General features: G+C 66.6%; 18 protein-coding genes. 7 read left to right on the plus strand and 11 right to left on the minus strand.

From position 1 onward, the window contains the following. Positions 1-17: 17 nt before the first annotated feature. The 4 genes from U1700_RS10125 to U1700_RS10140 all read left to right on the plus strand — a co-directional run bounded on the left by U1700_RS10125 (position 18) and on the right by U1700_RS10140 (position 4,039). The gene (locus U1700_RS10125) at positions 18-419 is read left to right on the plus strand and encodes a hypothetical protein (RefSeq protein ID WP_332752523.1); all 402 of its coding nucleotides are present in this window, start codon (positions 18-20) and stop codon (positions 417-419) included. A gap of 53 nt (positions 420-472) precedes the next feature. Next, the gene (locus U1700_RS10130) at positions 473-1,270 is read left to right on the plus strand and encodes a COG4705 family protein (RefSeq protein ID WP_332752525.1); all 798 of its coding nucleotides are present in this window, start codon (positions 473-475) and stop codon (positions 1,268-1,270) included. Between the two features lie 61 nt (positions 1,271-1,331). After that, entirely contained in the window at positions 1,332-2,576 is a 1,245-nt protein-coding gene (locus tag U1700_RS10135; RefSeq protein ID WP_332752527.1) for a putative DNA modification/repair radical SAM protein, read from the plus strand. 14 nt (positions 2,577-2,590) lie between these two features. Next, complete coding sequence (locus tag U1700_RS10140; protein ID WP_443025927.1) at positions 2,591-4,039, plus strand: UdgX family uracil-DNA binding protein; 1,449 nt, start codon at positions 2,591-2,593, stop codon at positions 4,037-4,039. On the opposite strand, the gene U1700_RS10145 is transcribed toward U1700_RS10140, so the two are convergent. The 5 genes from U1700_RS10145 to U1700_RS10165 form a co-directional block, all read right to left on the minus strand. Beyond that, positions 4,036-6,159, minus strand: coding sequence for a TonB-dependent receptor (locus U1700_RS10145; protein WP_332752529.1), 2,124 nt, complete (start codon positions 6,157-6,159; stop codon positions 4,036-4,038). The two genes, U1700_RS10140 and U1700_RS10145, sit on opposite strands and share 4 nt — an antisense overlap. Positions 6,160-6,224: 65 nt before the next feature. Further along, complete coding sequence (locus U1700_RS10150) at positions 6,225-9,635, minus strand: chromosome segregation SMC family protein (RefSeq protein WP_332752530.1); 3,411 nt, start codon at positions 9,633-9,635, stop codon at positions 6,225-6,227. A 138-nt stretch (positions 9,636-9,773) separates the two neighbouring features. Next, positions 9,774-10,535, minus strand: coding sequence for a thioredoxin domain-containing protein (locus tag U1700_RS10155; RefSeq protein ID WP_332752531.1), 762 nt, complete (start codon positions 10,533-10,535; stop codon positions 9,774-9,776). A gap of 36 nt (positions 10,536-10,571) precedes the next feature. Further along, the gene (locus U1700_RS10160; protein ID WP_332752532.1) at positions 10,572-11,279 is read right to left on the minus strand and encodes a thioredoxin domain-containing protein; all 708 of its coding nucleotides are present in this window, start codon (positions 11,277-11,279) and stop codon (positions 10,572-10,574) included. Then, positions 11,279-11,830, minus strand: coding sequence for a DUF721 domain-containing protein (locus U1700_RS10165; protein WP_332752534.1), 552 nt, complete (start codon positions 11,828-11,830; stop codon positions 11,279-11,281). Before U1700_RS10165 ends, U1700_RS10160 begins: the two co-directional genes overlap by 1 nt. A 27-nt stretch (positions 11,831-11,857) precedes the next feature. Between U1700_RS10165 and U1700_RS10170 the strand changes: the two genes are divergently transcribed. The 3 genes from U1700_RS10170 to U1700_RS10180 all read left to right on the plus strand — a co-directional run bounded on the left by U1700_RS10170 (position 11,858) and on the right by U1700_RS10180 (position 14,518). Further along, positions 11,858-12,865, plus strand: a complete 1,008-nt coding sequence (locus U1700_RS10170; RefSeq protein WP_332752536.1) for an A/G-specific adenine glycosylase — start codon at positions 11,858-11,860, stop codon at positions 12,863-12,865. Then, on the plus strand, positions 12,855-13,718 hold the full coding sequence (gene nudC / locus U1700_RS10175) for an NAD(+) diphosphatase (protein WP_332752537.1): 864 nt from the start codon (positions 12,855-12,857) through the stop codon (positions 13,716-13,718). The genes U1700_RS10170 and nudC overlap by 11 nt, the downstream gene beginning before the upstream one ends. A gap of 68 nt (positions 13,719-13,786) precedes the next feature. After that, complete coding sequence (locus U1700_RS10180; protein WP_332752995.1) at positions 13,787-14,518, plus strand: c-type cytochrome; 732 nt, start codon at positions 13,787-13,789, stop codon at positions 14,516-14,518. A 27-nt stretch (positions 14,519-14,545) separates the two neighbouring features. Here U1700_RS10180 and U1700_RS10185 read toward each other — a convergent pair whose 3' ends face one another. The 6 genes from U1700_RS10185 to sdhC form a co-directional block, all read right to left on the minus strand. After that, on the minus strand, positions 14,546-15,412 hold the full coding sequence (locus U1700_RS10185) for a TIGR00730 family Rossman fold protein (RefSeq protein WP_332752539.1): 867 nt from the start codon (positions 15,410-15,412) through the stop codon (positions 14,546-14,548). 66 nt (positions 15,413-15,478) lie between these two features. Continuing rightward, positions 15,479-16,858, minus strand: a complete 1,380-nt coding sequence (gene creD, locus U1700_RS10190; RefSeq protein WP_332752541.1) for a cell envelope integrity protein CreD — start codon at positions 16,856-16,858, stop codon at positions 15,479-15,481. Positions 16,859-16,914: 56 nt separating this feature from the next. Continuing rightward, positions 16,915-17,934: an aldo/keto reductase gene (locus tag U1700_RS10195; RefSeq protein ID WP_332752543.1), complete on the minus strand. Its 1,020-nt coding sequence runs from the start codon at positions 17,932-17,934 to the stop codon at positions 16,915-16,917. Positions 17,935-17,948: 14 nt separating this feature from the next. Next, a complete protein-coding gene (gene sdhA, locus U1700_RS10200; protein ID WP_332752544.1) occupies positions 17,949-19,751 on the minus strand; it encodes a succinate dehydrogenase flavoprotein subunit in 1,803 nt (600 codons plus the stop codon). After that, complete coding sequence (gene sdhD / locus U1700_RS10205; RefSeq protein WP_332752545.1) at positions 19,748-20,143, minus strand: succinate dehydrogenase, hydrophobic membrane anchor protein; 396 nt, start codon at positions 20,141-20,143, stop codon at positions 19,748-19,750. Before sdhD ends, sdhA begins: the two co-directional genes overlap by 4 nt. Next, the gene (gene sdhC, locus U1700_RS10210) at positions 20,140-20,547 is read right to left on the minus strand and encodes a succinate dehydrogenase, cytochrome b556 subunit (protein WP_332752547.1); all 408 of its coding nucleotides are present in this window, start codon (positions 20,545-20,547) and stop codon (positions 20,140-20,142) included. Before sdhC ends, sdhD begins: the two co-directional genes overlap by 4 nt. Positions 20,548-20,607: the final 60 nt, after the last annotated feature.

Here is a 20,607-nt window from a genome sequence, read left to right on the forward strand (position 1 = left end):
CGTTGAAAGGACGAAATATGAAAGCCCTTCCCAGTATCGCCGTCGGCGTCGCCCTGCTCGCGGGTGTGGTGGTGATCGATCCGCTTCCCGCCGCCGCGCAAAACCGTCGGTCGGAGATCATTGTCTATGGCACCGATCCCTGCCCACGATCGACCGATGGCGAGATTTTCGTGTGTACGCGCCGCCCCGACGCCGAGCGTTTCCGCATCCCCCCCAAGCTTCGCTCGTCGGGCCCGCCGCAGTCGCGCAACAGCTGGGTCAACCAGTCGCGGGTGTTTGCTCGCCAGGGGCTGACCGGGCCGCAGAGCTGCTCGGCAGTTGGGCCTGCCGGTTACACTGGCTGTGCGATCCAGGAGATTCATGACAGCGCATCTCAGCGCGCATCCGATATTTCACAGGACACGGTGCCGAGCAAATAGTGATGGTCGCCACTAGCGCATCCTTGCCTCGCAGCGAACCGACAGCGGGCGAAATGCTCAGCAAGGTGCCCGCGGTCACGCTCGGCTTTTGGCTGATCAAGATCCTTGCGACCACGCTTGGCGAAACCGCGGGTGACGCCGTGTCGATGAGCTGGCTGGGCGAGACGACCCCGGGGGCAGGCGCGGCGGGGCTCAACGGCTATCTGGTCGGGACCGCAATTTTCGGGCTCACGCTGATCGCGCTGGTGGCGCTGCAAATCCGGGCGCGCCGGTTTCACCCCTTTCTCTACTGGGCGACGATTATCGCCTCGACCACGGCCGGAACAACGCTCGCCGACTTTGCGACCCGTTCGCTCGGGATCGGCTATCCCGGCGGGTCGTTGCTGCTGTTCGCCCTCGTGCTGTTTTCGCTTGGGAGCTGGTACCGGTCAGAGGGGAGCATCAGCGTCGACACGGTCAACACGCACAAAGTCGAAGTCTTCTATTGGCTGACGATTACCTTCTCGCAGACGCTGGGCACCGCGCTTGGCGACTGGGTTGCGGACCTGGGCCCGGGATATTCCGGGGGCGCGCTGATCTTTGGCGTGGCGCTCGCGGTGGTCGCGGGGCTCTATTATGCCACCCGCATCAGCCGGACCCTGCTGTTCTGGGCGGCGTTCATCCTGACCCGCCCGCTCGGCGCCACAGTCGGGGACTTTCTCGACAAGCCGGTGGCGAAGGGCGGACTAGAGTTCAGCCGCTCGCTCGCGTCGGCGGTGCTGTTCGTCGTCATCGTCGGGCTGATCCTGCTCATCCCGCAGCGCGCCGGGGCGCACCCCGGGGACACGGTCGAGGACGGTCAAGACTCCTGAAAAGCCGTGCGAAACGAAAAACTTGCTAGACTTTCATTGCCTGAGAACATAACATGAACTCATGGCCCAGCTCGACACCCGTGAAAAGCTAGCGATCCTTGCCGACGCGGCCAAATATGATGCTAGTTGCGCAAGCTCGGGCACGTCGAAGCGGGACAGTCGCGACGGCAAGGGGGTGGGATCGACCGAGGGCATGGGGATCTGCCACGCCTACGCTCCCGACGGTCGGTGCATCTCGCTGCTGAAGATCTTGCTGACCAACAGCTGCATCTTCGACTGCCATTATTGCATCAACCGCAAAAGCTCGAACGTGCGTCGCGCGCGGTTCACGGCGCAGGAAGTCGTCAAGCTGACGATCGCTTTCTACAAGCGCAATTATATCGAAGGGCTGTTCCTGTCGTCGGGGATCATCGCCTCGTCCAACTACACGATGGAGCAGATGGTCGAGGTCGCGCGATCCTTGCGCGAAGACCATGATTTTCGCGGTTATATTCATCTCAAGACGATTCCCGACGCCGATCCGGAGCTGGTGCGGCAGGCCGGGCTTCACGCCGACCGCGTGTCGATCAACGTCGAACTGCCGACCCGCGCCGGGCTCGAGCGGCTCGCCCCCGAGAAGTCGGAGAGCCAGATCGAGGAGGCAATGGCGGGGATGAAGGGACTGATCATCGAGGCAAAGGATAATCTGAAACGGTTCAAGTCGGCGCCCAAGTTCGCGCCAGCGGGGCAGTCGACCCAGATGATCATCGGCGCGGATGCGGCGAGCGACGGCGATATCGTTGGTCGCGCGAGCCAGTTGTACGACCGCTTCGGGCTGCGGCGGGTCTATTATTCGGCTTTCTCGCCGATCCCGAGCGCGAGCGCGGTGTTGCCTTTGAAGCGCCCGCCGCTGATGCGCGAACATCGGTTGTACCAGTCCGACTGGCTGATGCGCTTTTACGGTTTTACGCCGAAGGAGGTCGTTTCGGCGACCGATGCCGACGGGATGTTGCCGCTCGATATCGATCCCAAGCTGGCGTGGGCTCTGAAGTTTCGCGAAAGCTTTCCGGTCGACCTCAACCGCGCGCCGAGGGAGATGCTGCTGCGCGTGCCCGGGCTCGGCACGAAAGCGGTCGGGCGGATCCTGAGTTCGCGGCGATGGCGGGCGATCACGCTGGCCGACGTTGCCCGGCTGACGGTCTCGATCGGCAAGATGCGCCCGTTCATCGTGACCAGCGACTGGCGCCCGACCCTGCTGACCGATCGCGTTGATTTGAAAGCGCTGATTACCCCCAAGGCCGAACAGATGGAGCTGTTCGCCGCGTAACTGGTTGATTGCCCATGCTCCGTGACGGCCCGATGATCGATGTGCTGCGCATCACGCTTCCTGCCGAGGATGATTTCGAGGCGTGGCGCGATGCGGCGCGGGGGCTGGCCGAGGCTGGGGTGCCGGCAAGCGCCGTAGTGTGGCAGGTCGAGGGCGGGGATGCCGATTTGTTCGGTGGCGATGTCGCTCCGGAGCTGAATCCGGGGCCGGGGCCCGGGCCGAGCTTTGCGGTGCCGCGCGGGTTTGTCGATCTGGCGAAGTCGGCGATCTGCCATTCCGAGCCCGAGCGGTTCGCGCTGCTCTATGCGCTGCTGCTGAAGCTGAAGGGCAACAAGCGGGCGCTGGAGGATCGCGCCGACCCGCTGGTCGACCGGATCGAAAAGCTGGCCAAGGAGGTCCGCCGCGACGTCCACAAGATGCACGCCTTCGTTCGCTTTCGCGAAGTGGCCGAGGAGGGGGGGACGCGATTCGTCGCCTGGTTCGAGCCCGACCATCATATCGTCCGCCATACCGCGGGATTCTTCGTGCGGCGGTTCACGACGATGCGCTGGTCGATCCTGACGCCCGAAGTCTGCATCCACTGGGACGGGGTGAGCCTGACCGAAAGCCCGGGGGCAACTCGCGCCGATGCGCCGAATGGGGATCCGGTCGAGGAGACGTGGAAGACCTATTATGCATCGATCTTCAATCCGGCGCGGGTCAAGATCAAGGCGATGACCAAGGAAATGCCGAAGAAGTATTGGAAGAACATGCCCGAGACGGCGCTGGTCGCGGGGCTGATCGCGGGGGCTCAGGCGCGCGAGGCGGTGATGATCGAGGCGAGTGCGGCGATGCCGAAAGCGCAGGCGAGCGCGGGCGATAATGTGCAGCTGAGCTGGGACGCGCTGCGCGACGAGGCGGCGGGCTGTACGCGGTGCGAGCTTCACCGGTGTGCGACACAGACGGTGTTTGGCGAGGGGCCGCTCGACGCGAAGATCATCTTCGTCGGCGAGCAGCCGGGCGACCAAGAGGATCTGGCCGGGCGGCCGTTCATCGGGCCGGCGGGGCAATTGTTCGATGCCGCGCTCGAAAAGGCCGGGATCGACCGGTCGACGACTTACGTGACCAATGCGGTCAAGCATTTCAAATTCGTGCTTCGCGGCAAGCAGCGGATCCACGCGCGTCCCGACATCGCCGAGATCGATGCCTGCCGCTGGTGGCAGGAGCAGGAGCGCGGGCTGATCCGCCCGGCGGTGACGGTCGCGCTAGGGGCTACGGCGGCTCGGTCGCTGACGGGCAAGACGCTGACGATCACCAAGGCCCGGGAGGCGCCGCTGGTGCTGGCCGATGGCGGCGAGTGCTGGGTCACCGTGCACCCGAGCTATTTGCTGCGAATCCCCGACGAGCAGCGCCGCCGCGAAGAGCGCGCGCTGTTCGTTCGTGACCTGATGCGGATCCGCGAGCGGGTCGTGGGGCTTGCCTAAAATCCCGTATGGAGGGTGGCGCGAAGCGTGCGGCCGTTGGCGGGGGTGAGGTTATTGTCCGATCCGGCGGCGGCGATGTAGCGCTTGCCCAGCGCGTTCTCCAGGTTGAGCTGAAGGTCGAACTTGTCGCTCAGCTTGGCAAAGACTGCACCGTCGATGCGGGTCCAGGCGGGAATGAGGACGGTGTTGCTGATCGAGGCGAAGCTCGACGACTGGTGGATCGCGCCGAGGCCGAGGCCGATGCGCTGGTCGAAGTCATAGCGGGCCCAGGCCGATGCCTGGAAGTGGGGGACTAGCGCGACGCGGCGGCCGGCGGGGGCGGCGGTGGTCGTGCTGGTGATCTTCGCGCTTTGCCATGCCGCGCCGGCGGTGAGCGAGAGCGCCTTGGTCACTTGGCCGGCGACGGTGAACTCGGCGCCTTTGCTGCGCTGCGATCCGCTGAGCACGGTCAGCAAGGTGACGGGATCGGTCGCGCGGGTGTTGGTGCGGTCGAGGCGGTAGAGTGCGGCGGTGAGGTCAAGGCCAGGCAGCGGGCGCCATTTCGCGCCGACTTCGCGGTTGGTAAATCGCTCGGGCTCGAGCGCCGACGTGGTCACGTCAAGCGATCCGAACTGGTCCCCCGATTGCGGCAGGAAGCTGCGGCTGAGGCTGCCGTAGAAGGACAGGTTCTTGCCCGGAGTGAGGACCAGACCGAGGCGCGGCGACCATAGATTGTCGCTTCGCACGAAGGCCGCCTGATGGACAAGGTCGTCGACGCTGAGCCGGAAATGATCGCGGCGAAGACCCGCGACGATTGTCACCAGATCGCCGATATTGGCCTGGTCCTGGAGATAGACGCCGACCGCGGTGCCGCGCGCGATGGCATCGGTATGGCCAAGATGGCCCGGCGCGTCGCGGAAAGTGATTGGCGGGATGACGATCGTGTCGGCCAGCGGGACGAAGGTCCGGCGGCCGCTGCTGGTGGTGGCGACGCCGCTGTCGAAGAAGCCCTGGAAGCGGTCGCTGTGCGAGCGCTGATGAGCATAGTCGATGCCCGCGACGAGGGTGTGCTTGACGGGGCCGGTGGTGACGTCGGCGATGAGGTCGACCTGGCCGAGCTGGCTGCGGCGACGGGTCGAGCTTTCATAGGCCTCGATCCCGACCGTGGGCACGCCGCCGGTGATCGTGACCGGGGTTGCGGGCTGGGCGTTGCGATAGAATTTGTCGTAATCCCCGGCGAGGCCCTTGGCGACGACGCGCAGCGCGGGCGAGAAGTGATACTCAAAGGCGGCGGTCGCGACCTTGCCGGTGAAGCGCGCACGATTGGTGTCGGCTTGCCCAAAGTAGACCGAATCGTAACCGGCGAGCGGGCGAGCGGGTACGGCCAGCGTGCCGGGGCCCGCCGAGGGAATGCCGCGATCTATGACTCGGGTGTCGCGGCTATATTCGACGCCGAGGTCGAGACGAGTGGCGTCGTTCGGGCGCCACACGACGGTCGGGTTCACGGCGATGCGGTGGCCACCATAGGCATCGCGGAAAGAGTCGAACCGTTCGGCGACGGCGTTGAGGCGGGCGGCAACCGAGGTGGTGAGCGGGGTGTTGATATCGGCCGTGACATCGGCGGCGCCTTCATTGTCGCCGCTCAGCGCGAAGCGGGCGAAGGACCCGGTTTCGGCGCGCTTGGTCACGCGATTGACGACCCCGCCGCCGCCGCCGCGGCCGAAGATCATCGCATTGGGGCCCTTGAGGATTTCGACCCGCTCGATGTTGTAGAGCCCGCGATAATATTGGACGTCGTCGCGCAGGCCATCTGCGAAGAAGTCGGCAGTGGTCGAATTGCCGCGTAGCACGATATGGTCGCGGTGGCCTTCGCCGGCGTTGAGCGCGACACCGGGAACGGTGCGCAAGACGTCACCGATCGAGTGCATCGCCTGGTCGCGGATCTGCTTGGCGGTGACAACATTGACCGACTGGGGGACGAGGATGAGGTCGGTGTCGGTCTTGGTCGCAGTCGCGCTGCGTCTGGCGACATAGCCATCGCGCGCGGCGGTCACGACAATCTCGTCGGCGACAATTGTGGTTGCCGCTAGTGCCGGCAATGGAACGATCATCATGGTCGAAACGAGAAATGCAAACTGCATGTGAAGGGCCCCTTGGCTGGAGCCGTGTCACTAGTGCTAATGCGAGTGACTCGCAATAGCAGAATTTATTCAGCGGCAAGCAGGCCCTCGGCCCCTTGGAGATCGACCGAAACCAGCCGGCTTATGCCTTTCTCGATCATCGTCACGCCATAGAGGCGGTGCATTCGGCTCATCGTCACGGCATTGTGGGTGACGATCAGATAGCGCGTCTGGGTTTCCATCGTCATCCGGTCGAGCAGGTCGCAGAAACGTTCGACGTTGGCGTCATCGAGCGGGGCGTCGACTTCATCGAGGACGCAGATTGGCGCGGGGTTGGTGAGGAACAGCGCAAAGATCAGCGCGACCGCTGTCAGCGCCTGTTCGCCCCCTGATAACAGGGTCAACGCCGTGAGGCGCTTGCCCGGCGGCTGGGCCATGATTTCGAGCCCGGCTTCGAGCGGATCGTCGCTTTCGATCAGCTCGAGATGCGCCTGGCCGCCGTCGAACAGGGTGGTGAACAGGCTGCGGAAATGGCCATCGACGCGGGTATAGGCATCGAGCAGGCGGGCGCGGCCTTCGCGATTGAGGCTGCCGATCGAGCCACGCAGGCGGTTAATCGCCTCGTGAAGCTCGTCACGCTCGGCGGTGCCGGTGAGGCGCGCTGTCTCGATTTCGGCAAGTTCGCTTTCGGCGACGAGGTTGACCGGGCCGAGGCGTTCGCGCTCCGCCGTCAGCCGATCGAGCGCCGCAGATTCGGCGTCGGGGGCGGCCAGATCGGCGACCTCGAAGCCGAGTTTTTCGGGCAGCAGCGGCGGCGGGCATTCGAACTTCTCGCCGCAGATGGCGCCATATTCGCGGCGGCGAAGTTCCTGATTTTCGGCGCGGGCGACAGCCCCGGCACGGCGTTCGCGGGCGTCGGCAAAAGCTTCAGCGGCATCGGCGAGCGCCTTCGCGATCGCGGTCAGCGCGGCCTCGGCCTCGCGTTCGGCAGAAGCGGCGGCATAAGTTGCGCCGTCGGAGGCGGCCGAGCGCGCTTCGAGGGAGTCGATGTCGGCGGCGAGCAGGTCTGGCTGCGCGGCGAGTTCGGCCTGCTCCTCGGCAAAAGTGCGTTCGCGGTCGCCGGTTTCGGCAAGGCGGGAGTCGGCGGCGCTTCCCCGGCGGCGCCATTCGCCCGCCTCACGCGCGGCGGCGGCAAGGCGCTCGCGCGCGGCCGCCGTCTCGCGTGCCCGCGCGGACGCTTCGGCGCGCTTGTCGGCGACCGTTTCGCCGGCGCGAGTGGCGGCGGCGCGGGCGGCATCGATCCCGCTGCCCAGCCCGGCGGCATCAGGCAGTTCGGCAAGTGCCGTGGTGGCGGCCGCGACAGCGTCGCTGGCGGCGGCGAGGACGGGATCGAGATCGGTGCGGCGATCGGCCAGGGCGGCGCGCTGGGCGTCGAGTCGTTCGATTGCCGAAGCGGCGGCATCCCCCGCGCGGGCTGCATCCCGCGCATCGCGTTCGGCACTACCAGCCGCAGCGCGCGCGGCTTCGGCGGCGGCGCGATGAGTGTCGATCGTCGCGGCGATGGCGGCACGGCGCGCGACTGCTTGGTCGGCCACCGCGCGAAGCCCGGGCAGATCGGCATCGATCGCAGCGAGGCGGTTGGCGCGGACCAGCCGCTCGGCTGCGGCAGCCCCGCCGCCGACCGCGACGAAGCCGTCCCAGCGGCGAACGACTCCATCGCGCGTCACCAGGCGCTGGCCAGGGGCGAGCGGCTGTCCGTCATCGGCGGTGGCGACCCCGATCTGGGCCAGGCGGCGGCCAAGCTCGGGCGGAGCGCGGACATGGTCGATCAGGGGGACCAACCCGGGGGCAAGCGGCGCGTCGAGCGGTGGGTTTCTGGCCCCCTCGCTCCCCATCCAGCGACGCGCGCCATGACCGCCGATATCGGCATCGAGATCATCGCCAAGCGCAGCCGCCAGCGCGCGCTCATAACCAGGGTCGGCGGTGATGGTGGCGAGCGCAGATCCGGCCTTGCCATGATCGAGTGCACGGACCAGCGAGGCGCGCTCGGCCTCGGCGGCGGCAAGCGCGGCGCGGGATGCGGCGAGCCCGGTCTCGGCGAGGTCGCGCTGATCGACGGCGGTCGAGCGGGCGGCTTCGGCGGCGACCAGCGCGGCTTCCGCCGCAGCCAGCGTACTCGCTGCCGCGACGCCGCGCGCATCGGCTTCGGCTTTCGACGCGGCAAAATCCGACCCATCGCCAAGCGTGGCAAGCTGGCTTTCGAACCGCGCCGCTTCGCCCGTGGCCCTTGCCTCCTGCGCGCGGGCCGCTTCCAGCGCGGCATCGGCCACCCGCCGCTCGGCGCGCATCGCGGCATCCTGCGCAAGCAATCCGGCGAGCGCCGCCTCGGCCTCGCGCGATGTTGCCTCGGCACGCGTCAGCTCGCCCGCGATCCGCGCCGCACCCGCTTCGCCATCGGCCAGCCGCTCCTCGATCGCGGAGCGCTCCGCCTCGAGCGTGGCAATGGCGGTGGCGGCATCCTCGCGTAGTGCCTGCTCGCGCGCAGTTTCGGCAGCGAGCGCGGCGGCGAGACGGCCGAGTTCGGCGATCCGCCGCACGACGGTATCGCGCCGGGCCCGAGCGGTGGCGAGCACATGAGCGAGGTTGCGCGCTTCGTCGCGCGCCTCCTGGGTCGCGGTTCGCCGGCGCGATACTTCGGCCGCGCCATGTTCCTGCGCGACCTGCGCGCGGGTCATGGCGTCGCTTAATTCCTGGACTTCGCCCGCCGCGCCCTTCGCCTCGGCATCGGCAGCTTGCGCGGCGCGGTCGGCATCGGCCCAGCGGGCGTAGATCAGTCGTCCCTCGGCGAGGCGGATCCGTTCGCTCATCGAGCGATAGCGTTCGGCGGCGCGCGCCTGCCGCCGAAGCTGGCCGATGCGCAGCTCCTGATCGGCAAGCAGTTCGTCGAGTCGCGCCAGATTGGCCTCGGTCGCGCGCAATTTCTGTTCGGCATCCTTGCGGCGGACGTGGAGCCCCGAAATCCCCGCCGCTTCCTCGAGCATCTGGCGGCGCTCGGTCGGCTTGGCGGCAATCACAGCGCCGATCCGGTTCTGGCTGACCAATGCCGGTGAATGCGCCCCGGTTGCGGCGTCGGCGAACAGCAGCGCAATGTCTTTCGCGCGGACGTCGCGCCCGTCGAGGCGGTAGGCCGATCCCGATCCGCGCTCGATCCGCCGGGTGACTTCGCTGTCGCCATCGGCCGTGTCGATCAGCAGCGACACTTCGGCGAAATCGCGCGATGGGCGGGTCGCGGTCCCGGCGAAGATGACGTCGTCCATCCCCCCGCCACGAAGCGACTTGGCGCTGCCCTCGCCCATCACCCAGCGGATCGCCTCGAGCAGGTTGGACTTGCCGCAGCCGTTGGGCCCGACGACCCCGGTCAGTCCGGGTTCGATCCTCAGCTCCGCCGGTTCGACGAAGCTTTTAAAGCCACTCAGCTTGAGCTGTCTGATCCGCAATTAGGCGCCCCCCGACGCTGTTGTTGGAGAAAGCCGGCACCGGCCCGCTCCCCCACCCGACCTCCCAAACAGTTTACGCTATGGGAGGTCGGGTGGGGGAGCGGGCCGATGCCGAACCGGCGAAGCCGACGAAAACGATCAGCCAAGCGCCGCCTTGATCTTGGGTTCGAGCAAGGCCCACGTTGCCGTGTCGGGCACGACCGATCCATTGAGCAGGAAGGTCGGGGTTCCCGGAAGATTATATTGCGACACCGCGTCACTGTTCATCTGCACCAGGCGATCGACCTGCTTGGTGTCGACCAGGCAGGCTTCGGTCTTGGCCGCAGGAATGCCGCGCATGGCCGCGAACTGGGCGAAGCCGGCAAGCTTGGCATAGGCCGGGAATTGCTGCGCCGGGGGCAGCTTCGACAAGGCGTCAAGCTGTGCGGGCGGGACGGCCTGAAGCTTGGCGACCCAATCGCGCTGCGCGGCGTAGAGCGCGCGGGTCATGCCGAACACGCTCTTTTCGCCATTGCAGCGGGCGACGAGGCTGGCCGACAGATCGAACGGGTCACGAACGAAGTTGCGGAATTCCCAGCTGACCTTGCCGTCCTTGACGTAGTTGGCGAGCAGGCTGGGTACGCCCTTTTCGTCGAATTCGGCGCAGTGCGGACAGGTCAGCGAGCCATATTCGATCAGCTTCACCTTGGCGTCGGGGTTGCCCATGACAAAGCCGCCAGCCCCGGTCGGGGCGACGGCTTCGGTCCAGTCGCCGCTGGCCGGCTTGGTCACCTTGATCGTTGGCGCCGAGGCGTCGGCGGTGGCGGTCGAGCCGGAGCCGGGTGCGTCGCCGGCCTTTTTCGAGCAGGCGCTGGCGGCGATTAGTGCGGTGGCGGCGAGCAGCAGGGGCAAAGTCTTCATCGGGTCACTTTCGTATTTTGATCGGGGATCAGAATGTCAGCCGCGAAGCGCTGCGGCAAGCCTTGCCTCGACCGCGCCCCACACCGTCGGGCCCTTCGAATAATCGACCGTGGCGCCGTTGATCAGGAAGGTTGGGGTGCCCTCGACCTTGAGCCGCTTGGTGGCATCGTCGGTCGCCTTGGCGAGTTGCTCGGCGCGCGGCTGGTTGTTGAGGCAGGCGGTCGCGCGGGCAGCGGGGATGCCGTGCGCGGCGGCGATCGCGAGGAAGCCAGCCGCGAGCCCGATCGCCTCGAACTGTTTGCCCGGCGGCATCGCCTGAATCTGTGTCATCCGCGCCGCCGGGATCGCCTGGATCTTTGCGACCCACTGTGGCTGCGAAGCATAGAGCGCGCGGAGCATCGGGAAAAAGCTGCCCGGGCCACCGCAGCCCGCCGCAAGGGTCGCGGGAATGTCGATGCCGTTGAGCAGGAACGAGCGGTACTCGTAACTGACCTTGCCGCTGCGGACATAGTTGGCGACCAGCGGCGCCGCGCCTTCCTGGTCGAAATGGCGGCAGTGGGGACAGGTCAGCGAGCCATATTCGATCAGCTTCACCTTGGCCGCAGGGTTGCCCATCACATAGCCGCCGGCCGGCGTGACGGCGGTGACCCGGCTCCAGTCGGTCGACGCCTTGGCGTGCGCGACGGACTTGTGAGCGTGCGAATGGGGAGCGGCGGCGAGGGCAAGCGCGGCAAGCAGGATCATCAGGAGACTTTCGGGATGTTGATGAGCGATGGCATGGGCACGGGCCCGTCGATGCGCGGTGGTCCCGTGGTTGCGGCGACTTGACCCGCAAGGCTGGTCAGGCAGGCGCGAAGTTCATCGTCGGCGATGGCGCGCAAGCCGTCGCCGAGTTCGGCCGGGACCGGCGCCGGCGCCTGGCGGAGGATCGGGGCGGCGGTGTCGGCTATCCGGCCCTGACGAAAGGCGATCCGCGCAACGGCTTCATAGCCGAAGAAGCGATTGACCTTTTCGACGATCATCGGCGCGAGATGCTGCATCAGCGGGGCGTGGGCGCCTTCGACCACCATGCTCAGCGTTCCGCCCGATTTCTTGCCGGCGGGAAAGCGGATCGATTCGGGGCGCGACACACGGGCGTAGCGTTCGCCGACGATTTCCTTCCAGCGGCTGACCACCGCGCCTTGCACGAAGCCGAATTTCTTGAAGGCCATACCGCTGATATCGCCCGCAATCTCGCCTGCGGCGCGGGCGTGGCCACGGCGCGGGGCGTTGGAAATGGTGGGACGCTTCGACATCTCGCACGTCCATGCCATAGGCGGCGGGTGATCGCCAATATCGCATCGTCGCTGCTCGAACATTATCGGGTCCACGCCCGGCGACTGCCATGGCGGGCGATGCCCGGCGAGGTGCCGGCGGACCCCTATCTTGTGTGGCTGAGCGAGGTCATGCTCCAGCAGACGACGGTCGCGACGGTGACCCCGCGCTTTGCCCGCTTCGTCGAACGCTGGCCGAGCGTCGAGGCGCTGGCGGCGGCGCGCGACGAGGAGGTGCTCGGCGAGTGGGCGGGGCTTGGCTATTATGCCCGCGCGCGCAACCTCATCGCCTGTGCGCGGGTCGTCGCGGGTCGCGGCGGGTTTCCCGATGACGAGGCGGGGCTTCGAGCGCTGCCGGGGCTTGGCGCTTATACCGCGGCGGCGATTGCGGCGATCGCCTTTGGTCGGCGCGCGGTCGTGATCGACACCAATGTCGAGCGGGTCGTGGCGCGGTTGTTTGGCATCGCCCGCCCCATCGCCGAGGCGCGCGCCGAAATTCGCCTGGCTGCCGACCGGATCACCCCCGACGAACAGCCCGGCGATTTCGCACAAGCGATGATGGATCTCGGCGCGACCATCTGCCGCGCCAAGGCGCCGCGCTGTGGCGATTGCCCGCTCCGCCCGCACTGCGCCGCTTTCGCCAGTGGCACCCCCGAGGCGTTTCCCGCGCCCAAGGCAAGGCGCGAGCGGCCGCACCGCCTCGGCACCGCCTGGTGGACCGAGCGCGACGGCTGCGTGTGGCTCGTTCGGCGCCCGGCGAAGGGCCTGCTCGGCGGGATGGCGGCGCTTCCGGGGGACGAATGGGGCGACGCCCCCTCCCCGGCCCGCGCCATCGCAACGGTCGCGCATGGTTTCACCCACTTCACCCTCGACCTCGCCATCGTTGCCCGCGTCGAGCCCGTCGGCGAGGGCTGGTGGCAGCCAATCGAGACCATCGCCGAGGCTGGCTTGCCGACACTTTATCGCAACGCCGTTGCCGCCGTATTTTCCCGAAGGAGTGACTTGTTTGCCGCCTGAACCTTTCTTTGCGGGCCCCGGACTCGACCGCGTCGACCAGCTTCGCGCCCAGCCCGAGGCCATTGCCGCGCTGCTTCACGACCCTTCCGCCCGCGCCCTGTCGTGGGACAATGGCGCGCCGTCGATTGACGAGGCAGGCGAACTGATGTGGCAGTCGGTCGACCCCGCCGACTCGCCGCTGTTCCTCGGCCTGCGTGACGGCGAACCACGATTCTCGGCCCTTCCCGATGGCCAGGTCGCGTTCGACACCCGCGCCCATTTCGGCCTCCTTGGACAACTTGGGGAACGCGACGCGCCGCTGTTCGCCGCCGCGCTGAGCCTCGCCAACTGGCACCGCCGCCACCTGTTCTGCGCGGTCTCGGGCCATCCGACCATTGTCGTCCGTGGCGGCTGGTCGCGCAAATGCGACGAATGCAGCGCCGAGCATTTCCCGCGAACCGACCCGGTCGTGATCATGCTCGCCACTCATGACGACCGCTTGCTGCTCGGTCGCCAGCCGCAATATCCGGCTGGGCGCTATTCGGCGCTGGCAGGGTTCGTCGAACCGGGCGAGACGATCGAGGCGGCGGTCGCGCGCGAGCTTCACGAGGAAGCCGGAATCGATGTAACCGACGTCCGCTATGTCGCCAGCCAGCCATGGCCCTTCCCGTCGAGCCTGATGATCGGCTGCACCTCCCGCGCGCTTGGCGACGAGCTCGTCATCGACCGTACCGAACTTGAGGACGCGCGCTGGTTCACCCGCGACGAGGTCGCCGCGTCGATGGCGAAGGCCGGCCCCTTCCTGCCCCCGCCACGTTTCGCCATCGCGCATACGTTGCTTGCAGACTGGCTCGATCACCCGCCAACCCCTTGAGCAATCGCTGCCTGCGCTTTAAGGGCGGGCGCAATCATTTTTCGCTCGAGCGCCCGACGAGGATCTTCATGCAGGACCGTAGCAATTTCATCGCCATGTTCGTGCTCGCCGCGGGCATCGTCGCGCTTGGCGGATCGATCGTCACTGGCGAGGTTTTCAACCATGAGCGCCCCGAGAAAATGGGCTACCCGATCGCGGGCGTGGTCGAGGAAGGCGCTGCCGATGCTGCGGTCGCCGAAAAACCGATCGCATTCTACCTTGCCAGCGCAGACGCGGCCAAGGGCGCCGACGTGTTCAAGAAATGCGCCGCCTGCCACAATGCCGACAAGGGCGGCGCCAATGCACTTGGCCCCAACCTTTATGGCGTGCTGGGCGAGGCGATCGGCAAGGGCGCCAACGGCTTTGCCTTTTCCGACGCGCTGTCGGGCAAGGGCGGCAATTGGGACTGGGACCAGCTGGGCGCCTGGCTCCACAGCCCCAAGACCTTTGCGCCGGGCACCAAGATGACCTTTGCCGGTCTCTCGAACCCCGAAGATCGCGCCAACGTCATCGCCTTCCTCAATTCGAAGAGCGATGCGCCCAAGCCGCTACCGGCCGCGCCGAAGGAAGCTGCTGCTCCGGCAGCCGGGACTCCCGCGGGTGATGCCAAGGCCGCTGCAGAAGCAACCAGCGCGGGTGCTCAGAAGGCCACTAACACGCCCGTACTCACCGAACAGCAGGCAGCGATCGGTGGTTCGAAGAACGTCGGCGGCGAAGGTGCGGCCAAGCTGACCGGCCCCAAAGGCGTCGCGACCAAATAACCGCGTCGCGACGAAGGAAGCGAGACCCTACCCTTTCGGGTGCGCGTAATGCTTCTGCACCGCGTCCCAGGCTTCCTGCGCCGTCTCGCACCAGGTGATCAGGTCGAGGTCGTGCTGACTGATCACGCCCTCGTCGGCGAGCGCCTGGAAATCGACCACCTTGTTCCAGAAGTCGCCGCCGAACAGCAGGATCGGCATCGGCCGCATCTTGCCCGTCTGGATCAGCGTCAGCAGCTCGAACATCTCGTCGAACGTCCCGAACCCGCCGGGGAAGACTGCGACGGCGCGCGCGCGGAGCAGGAAGTGCATTTTCCTCAGCGCGAAATAATGGAACTGGAAGCTCAGGTCCGGGGTGACGTGCGGGTTGGGCAATTGCTCATGGGGCAGCACGATGTTGAGCCCGATCGACTCCTTGCCCATATCCTCGGCGCCGCGATTGGCCGCCGCCATGAACGACGGCCCGCCGCCTGAACACACGACGAAGTGGCGCTGGCCGTCCTCGGTTACCGGATAGCAGCTGACCAGCCGCGCAAGCTCGCGGGCAATGTCGTAATAATGCGACTTGGACTTGAGGCTTGCCGCCACCGCCTTGGCCTTATCCCCGCGCGCGGCCTCGATCAGCTCGTCGGCCTTGGCGGGTTCAGGCACGCGCGCCGATCCGTAGAAGACGAAGGTCGAGGCGATATTGGCCTCTTCGAGCAGCAACTCGGGCTTCAGCAGTTCAAGCTGGAAACGGACCGGGCGCAAGTCCTCGCGCAGCAGGAAATCAGTATCCTGAAAGGCGAGCTTATAGGCTTCGCTTTCGGTCTGCGGCGAAGAGGGGACATGCTTGGCGGACTGGGCATCGACCTTGGCGGCCGGAAACACCCGCTTGGGGGGATTATTATTGGTCATATGCTGCTGGGCTCTAAAGCCTCGCGGCGAGCGGGGGAAGCGACATGCACTTCCCCCGGTTCGCGATCAGCCCTCGGCAACCTCGCCGCCACGCACACCCGCCCAGTCGAGTCGGCGAGTGACATACATCGTCCCCGCCAGCGCGGCGAAGAGCAGCAGCGCGCCGATCAGCAGCGAGTAAGCCTCAAGGCTGAGCAAGACATAGAGCACGGCGTAAAGCGCTGCGAGGATCGCCCCGATCACCCCCGCCCGCCGCCAGCTTTTGAGCACCGCCGCCGAATAGGCCGTGTTGAGCCCGGTGATCGCCAGTGCCGCAAGTATATAGGCCGGGGTGAAGCCGATCACTTCGGCAAAGGCCAGCAGCAGGACGAAGAACAGCACCAGCCCGGCCCCGGCCAGCAGATATTCCACGGTCGCAACGCGGACCCCGCCGATCACGTCGAACAACAGATAGGCGAGGAAGGTGAAGCCGACGAACAGGAAGCCATATTTGGTCGCGCGATCGACCTGTGAATAGAGGTCGACGGGCTCCATCAGGGCGATGCTGGCGACCTGCGCATCGTCGGCGGCGTCGGCAGCGGGAGCCTCCTTGCTTGCTGGGGCCTCAGTGCCCTCGACGAACAGCAGCGACCGGCCGAGCGCGAGATTGCCGATGCGGTACCTCGCCTCGAACCCCTTGGGCGTAACGGTGCGATCGTCGGGCAGGAACCCGCCGGCAAAGCTGGGGTTGCTCCACGGTGAGCTGATCTTCCATGCGGTGTCGCCGGCGCGGGGAGCCATCGCGATGCTGCCATTGCCGCGCAGGGTGAAGTTGAAATCGACCGCGAGCCTGGCGGGATCGACCTTGGTCAGGTCGATCGGCGCATAGAAGCCCGATCCGACGAGGCTGGTCCCGCCGCCGGGCCCGAGCGGCAATTTAGTGCCGCCGACGCGGATATCGGGATTGGCCGACAGCCCGCGTGCGTCCGACACGCCGAACCTTATCTCGGCTCGCGCCGGTTCGAGCGTTCCCGGCTGGACCCCCAGCGAGGCAAGGTCGCTCGGCAGCTGGAACAGCGCACGGCCGCGGGTCTGGGCGCGGTAGATGACGACGTCATAGATCGACCGCGAGCGCCGCTCGGGCAGCAGCACCGTCGCTGCATCAATCCCGCTCGGCGCCAGAATCAGGCGGCGGTCGATCGTCGTGGTGTGAGTCACAGCGGTGCCATTTACCTGCTCGGTCGTGTTGACCGTCTGCTTGAACGGGATCGACAATTCGGGACCGGCGATGGTCTGCGGCCCGCCCCACCCCGCCGCGATCGACTGCCGCGCCCGGGCCGACTGCGACTGGCGATCACCAATCATCAGCCACACCGCGAAGATCGGGATGGCGAGGAGGAAACCGACGAGCAACGCGCGGACGAATTTCTTGCCGGGGGTCAGTTCGACTTGGTCGGAACCACGCATTTCACCGCTCCTGCCGCTCAGTTCGTCGACAGAAATGCACGGTTCGTCGCAGTTCGTCAACTTGTCATCACGGCCAGCTCTTCGTCAGGGAATGTTTCGGTGTCGATCTGCGCCTGCATTGCGGCGGCGTAACGCGCTCCGCGCAAGGCTCCCGGCGGCATGATTTCGTCGACTTTCTCGAGCAGTGCCGGATCGATCGCGAGGCTCGTCGCGGCAAGGTTCTGCTCGAGATGGGCAATGCTCCGCGTGCCGGGAATCGGAACGATGTCGTCGCCCCGTGCCAGCAGCCACGCCAACGCCAGTTGCGCCGGTGTGCACCCCGCCTCGGCTGCAATCGCGTCATAGCGCGCAACCAATGCCAGATTCGCGTCGAGCGTCGGCTCGACGAAGCGCGGCATGGCGGCGCGAATATCGCCCGGCACATAGTCCGCCGCCTGAACTGACGCGGCCAGCAACCCGCGCGCAACTGGCGAGAAAGCGACGAACCCGATGTCCAGTTCGCGGCACGTTGCCAGCACGCCAATTTCCGGATTGCGCACGGCGGGCGAATATTCGCTCTGCACCGCTGCGATCGGGTGAACCGCATGCGCCCGGCGGATCGTCGCCGCAGACATTTCGCTCAAGCCGATCGCGCCGAGCTTGCCCTGCTCCTTGAGCCGCACCAGCGCCCCGACCGACTCCTCGACCGGCACTTGTCTGTCGAGCCGGTGGAGATAGACCATGTCGACAAAGTCCATCTTGAGCCGCGCCAACGACCCCTCGACCGTCCGCACGATCTGCGCCGGGGACCCGTCGAGCGACCGCTTGCCGTCGATCACGTCGAGCACGCATTTGGTCGTCAACCGATATTCCGCCCGCCGATGCCCGATCGCCGCCGCGATCAGCCGCTCATTCTCGCCATTGCCATAGAGCGCTGCCGTATCGACCAGCGTGCAGCCAAGATCGATCGCCCGGTTGAGCAGCGCCGCGCCTTCCTCAGGCGTGCACGGCTCGCCATAGGCATAGTTCAAGTTCATCGCCCCAAGCCCAATCGCCGAGACGGCAAGCGGACCGAGGCGGCGGGTGGGCATGGGCATGAGCCGGCTTCCGATCAGTAAACCCGCGCCTTGGGCTTGATATATTCGATGTCGTCGGTGAGCGTATATTCGTGGACCGGGCGGTAATCGATCTTGACCGCACCGCCAACGCCGCCCCACCCGTCGAACCAGGCGATGGTGTGCTTCATCCAGTTGGCGTCGTCGCGGTTGGGGAAATCCTCCTGCATGTGCGCGCCGCGGCTCTCCTTGCGGTTGGCGGCGCAATGCATCGTCACGACGGCCTGGCTGAGCATATTGTCGAGCTCGAGCGTCTCGACCAGGTCGCTGTTCCAGATCAGGCTGCGGTCGCTGGTCTGGACGTCGGTCATCTTGGCATAGATGGCGTCGATCTTGCCCACCCCGTCGGCAAGCAGCTTGTCGTCGCGGAATACGGCGCAGTCGGACTGCATCGTGCGCTGCATCTCGGTCCGGATCTCGGCAGTCTTGGTGCTACCGCTGGCATGGCGGAACCTGTCGAGCCGGGCGAGCGCGAGGTCGGCGCTGTCCTTGGGCAAGGGCTTTTGCGCCGCCTGCGGCTTGACCACTTCGGCCAGGCGATGCCCCGCCGCGCGGCCGAATACGACCAGGTCGATCAGGCTGTTCGATCCAAGGCGGTTGGCGCCATGGACCGAGACGCACGCCGCCTCGCCGACCGCGAACAGCCCGGGGACGACGGCGTCGGGATTGCCGTCCTTCAACGTCACCACTTCACCGTGGAAGTTGGTCGGGATGCCGCCCATGTTGTAATGGACCGTCGGGGTCACCGGCAGCGGCTGGCGGGTGAGGTCGACACCGGCGAAGATCTTGCCCGTCTCGGTGATGCCGGGCAGTCGTTCGGCCAGGATCTTGGGGTCGATATGGTCGAGATGAAGGAAGATATGATCCTTGTTCTCGCCGACACCGCGGCCTTCGCGGATTTCCATCGCCATCGACCGTGAGACGACGTCGCGCGACGCCAGATCCTTGGCCGAGGGGGCATAGCGCTCCATGAAGCGCTCGCCCTCGGAGTTGGTGAGATAGCCCCCCTCGCCGCGCGCGCCCTCGGTGATCAGCACGCCCGCGCCATAGATGCCGGTCGGGTGGAACTGGACGAATTCCATGTCCTGAAGCGGCAAGCCCGCGCGGAGCACCATCGCATTGCCGTCACCGGTGCAGGTATGCGCGGAGGTCGCCGAGAAATAGCAGCGGCCATAACCGCCCGTCGCCAGCACCACCGACTGGGCCATGAAGCGATGGATCGATCCGTCATCCATGCACAGCGCGATCAGGCCGCGGCACACGCCGTCTTCCATGATCAGGTCGAGCGCGAAATATTCCACATAGAAATCAGCGTCATATTTCAGGCTCTGCTGATAGAGCGTGTGGAGCATAGCGTGGCCCGTACGGTCGGCCGCGGCGCAAGTGCGCTGCGCCGGGGGGCCTTCGCCCATGTCCTGGGTCATTCCACCGAACGCGCGCTGGTAAATCTTGCCTTCGTCGGTGCGGCTGAACGGCAGGCCGGCATGCTCGAGTTCGTAAACCGCAGCGGGCGCCTCCCGGCACAGATATTCGATCGCGTCCTGGTCGCCGAGCCAGTCCGACCCCTTGACGGTGTCGTACATGTGCCACGTCCAGTGGTCGGGCCCCATGTTGCCAAGGCTGGCGGCGATCCCGCCCTGCGCGGCCACGGTGTGGCTGCGGGTGGGGAACACCTTGGTCACGCAGGCGGTCTTCAGCCCGGCCTCGGCCGAGCCCATCGTCGCGCGGAGCCCTGCCCCGCCGGCGCCCACGACAACGACGTCATAGACATGGTCGATAATCTTGTACGGCTCGCTCATGCGGCGGCTCCAAAGGCAATCTTCGCCAGCGCGAACAGGGCAAACGCCGCCCCGCCGACCGCGGCAAATAATAGTACGATATTGCAGGCGACACGGTTGCCTTCGTCGTGAACATAATCGTCGACGATGACCTTCATCCCCTCCAGCCCGTGGACGAACGACAGGATCACGAACAGCGCCATCGGCACCGCGCCGGTCGCCGAGTGAAGCCATTCAAAAACTGTCGGCTGGTGAAGGTCGGGCAGCATCACGAGGGAAGCGATGAGCCACACCGAGAGCAGTACCAGCGCGACCGAGCTGATCCGCTCGTCGAGCCAGTGCCCCCCGCCGGAGCGAGCAGCGCCAAGCCCGCGGACCTTGCCCAACGGCGTGCTGCTGTCGCCCATGCTCATCGTGTCGCTCCAAAAATATAGGCCCACAGGGCGAACGTCGCCGCCGCCGAGCCGCCGATCGTCGCGATCGCCATGGCCTTGTTGGTGGCGAGCTCGAACCCGGCACCAATGTCCATGACGAGATGCCGCAGCCCCGAAAAACTATGCTGGAAAAAGGCCCAGCTCAGCCCGATCAGGACAAACAGCCCGACCGGGCTGGTCGCCACTTTTACGAACGTCGCATAGGCGTCGGGCCCCGCCGCGATTGCGATCAGCCACCAGCACAAAAGCGCCATGCCGGCCACGGTCAGCGCCGCGCCGGTCACCCGGTGGAGGATCGAGACCAGCATGTGCGGGCCCCAGCGCCAAATGCCGAGATGCGGCGACAGGGGCCGGTTGGGATTGCGCGAAGCCGAAGGGGGCATGGGACGTTCTGCCTGAGCCGGGAAAGGGATGCGCCGCCCGCTTAGGCAGGGCGCCGCCGC

The organism is Sphingomonas sp. RB1R13 (assembly GCF_036663775.1).
In the GTDB taxonomy this organism is placed as follows: Bacteria; Pseudomonadota; Alphaproteobacteria; order Sphingomonadales; family Sphingomonadaceae; genus Sphingomicrobium.

Excerpts from the sequence above, each read along its gene's own strand:
- U1700_RS10125 (WP_332752523.1), top strand. The coding sequence starts at position 18 with ATGAAAGCCCTTCCCAGTATCGCCGTCGGCGTCGCCCTGCTCGCGGGT.
- U1700_RS10130 (WP_332752525.1), top strand. The coding sequence starts at position 473 with ATGCTCAGCAAGGTGCCCGCGGTCACGCTCGGCTTTTGGCTGATCAAG.
- U1700_RS10135 (WP_332752527.1), top strand. The coding sequence starts at position 1,332 with ATGGCCCAGCTCGACACCCGTGAAAAGCTAGCGATCCTTGCCGACGCG.
- U1700_RS10140 (WP_443025927.1), top strand. The coding sequence starts at position 2,591 with ATGCTCCGTGACGGCCCGATGATCGATGTGCTGCGCATCACGCTTCCT.
- U1700_RS10145 (WP_332752529.1), bottom strand. The coding sequence starts at position 6,159 with ATGCAGTTTGCATTTCTCGTTTCGACCATGATGATCGTTCCATTGCCG.
- U1700_RS10155 (WP_332752531.1), bottom strand. The coding sequence starts at position 10,535 with ATGAAGACTTTGCCCCTGCTGCTCGCCGCCACCGCACTAATCGCCGCC.
- U1700_RS10160 (WP_332752532.1), bottom strand. The coding sequence starts at position 11,279 with ATGATCCTGCTTGCCGCGCTTGCCCTCGCCGCCGCTCCCCATTCGCAC.
- U1700_RS10165 (WP_332752534.1), bottom strand. The coding sequence starts at position 11,830 with ATGTCGAAGCGTCCCACCATTTCCAACGCCCCGCGCCGTGGCCACGCC.
- U1700_RS10180 (WP_332752995.1), top strand. The coding sequence starts at position 13,787 with ATGCAGGACCGTAGCAATTTCATCGCCATGTTCGTGCTCGCCGCGGGC.
- U1700_RS10185 (WP_332752539.1), bottom strand. The coding sequence starts at position 15,412 with ATGACCAATAATAATCCCCCCAAGCGGGTGTTTCCGGCCGCCAAGGTC.
- creD (WP_332752541.1), bottom strand. The coding sequence starts at position 16,858 with ATGCGTGGTTCCGACCAAGTCGAACTGACCCCCGGCAAGAAATTCGTC.
- U1700_RS10195 (WP_332752543.1), bottom strand. The coding sequence starts at position 17,934 with ATGCCCATGCCCACCCGCCGCCTCGGTCCGCTTGCCGTCTCGGCGATT.
- sdhA (WP_332752544.1), bottom strand. The coding sequence starts at position 19,751 with ATGAGCGAGCCGTACAAGATTATCGACCATGTCTATGACGTCGTTGTC.
- sdhD (WP_332752545.1), bottom strand. The coding sequence starts at position 20,143 with ATGAGCATGGGCGACAGCAGCACGCCGTTGGGCAAGGTCCGCGGGCTT.
- sdhC (WP_332752547.1), bottom strand. The coding sequence starts at position 20,547 with ATGCCCCCTTCGGCTTCGCGCAATCCCAACCGGCCCCTGTCGCCGCAT.